Origin of the sequence: Methanosarcina sp. MSH10X1 (assembly GCF_004099695.1) — an archaeon.
GTDB lineage: Archaea > Halobacteriota > Methanosarcinia > Methanosarcinales > Methanosarcinaceae > Methanosarcina.
On the sequence record NZ_SCHL01000045.1, the window covers coordinates 1 to 1,385 of the forward strand.

General features: G+C 43.6%; 1 pseudogene. It reads left to right on the forward strand.

The annotated features are described in order from the left end of the window. Nucleotides 1–1,385: pseudogene (locus EQO05_RS15210) on the forward strand (hypothetical protein); the annotation flags it as partial.

Genomic DNA, 1,385 nt, shown 5'->3' on the forward strand with positions numbered 1-1,385 from the left:
ATTGTCAACGACTCATCAGGCTATGAAATAAAAAGTATAAACTACGGCCAGGCAACCGGTTTTTTCCGGAAAGTCTCACTTCAGGAAGACGTAAAAATTCCGGATTCCGCAGCCTCAGGATATGCCTCAATTGAGCTTTATTACGGCAACGAATTAAAAGCCTCGGACTGGTTCGTAATTGAAGTAAGCCCGGTAAAAGATATCACAGCAGATGCTTTTAACAGGCTGCTTTCTATAAATTACCAGGGAAACAGCCACACCTTCAGGGAATACGCAATCAATGTGGAGCCGTACATAAAGCCCGAGCAGATAAAAATCAGGAAAGTAACAGGAACTCTGCAAAGGGAAATTTCATCTGGCAGCAAAAGTAAGAATTACGCTGACACAAACCTCGCTTTTGATACAGGTTACAACACTCATGCCAGTAAAAATTATACTATTTACTACGTTTTTGAGATACCAGTCCTGAATTATACCCTTGTTAACCTTGAGTCAGGAGAATCATTTAACAGCAGCATGAAACTCTCCACGATGATTACCTCAAGGGAACCGCTTCTTGAAGAACTTGTCAGGGAATACGAAACCGAGCTTGGAAACACCTCAAGCCTTGATTCGACATCAAACCTTGTGCTCGGAGCAACAAACCTGAGAACTTTTGTCTACGGTCCCTGGCAGCATTATGCAAACGGGCCTCTAAATATCCTGACAAATCCTGCCCTCTCAAGCTCTATTAACGGAGCCACGCTCTATACTCAGAAAAGAATTTTTGATTCGGTTGACCCCCTTGCTCTAACCTATACAACTTACTATAACGGAAAAGTCCTTTATGAAGACGTTTCTACCTCAAGCAGCACCTCAGGTAGGGGGAAATTACCATCTGGCTCTAACAGTAAGCTGAATGCTTCAATCTCTCGTTATGAGCAGGATAAAGGCGTAAACCTGGCAACCACTTACGATTCGCTTGCACAGAACAAATCCTTTTCCCTGGACGTGGAAAAGAGCATAGAAGAATCCCTTAAAGAGACTAATACTTCATTTGAACAGCTTTCCGAATATTCGAAAATCGAAGTTTCAGCTTCCAATTATACCGACGGAGTTATTGACGGCTGGGTTTTCAACGACCACGTATGGACAGAAGAGAATCCTGATCTTATCCATGCAGTTACGGACAGCGTTTATACGGCATCGGTTCAGGGTCAAATTCTAAGAGATGGCTTTGATTCTCCTGATCCTGTTGCCTCTGAAGTTACTGCAAATTTCAATCCGGATTCGGTCTCGTTTAGCGGTCAAACCGTTAGCTGGAGCTCGAACTATCTGGCATCAGGAACTCATATCGGGTCTCTTGTGCCTTCTTACTCCTGGAGGGATTCGACCGGAAGATCCTA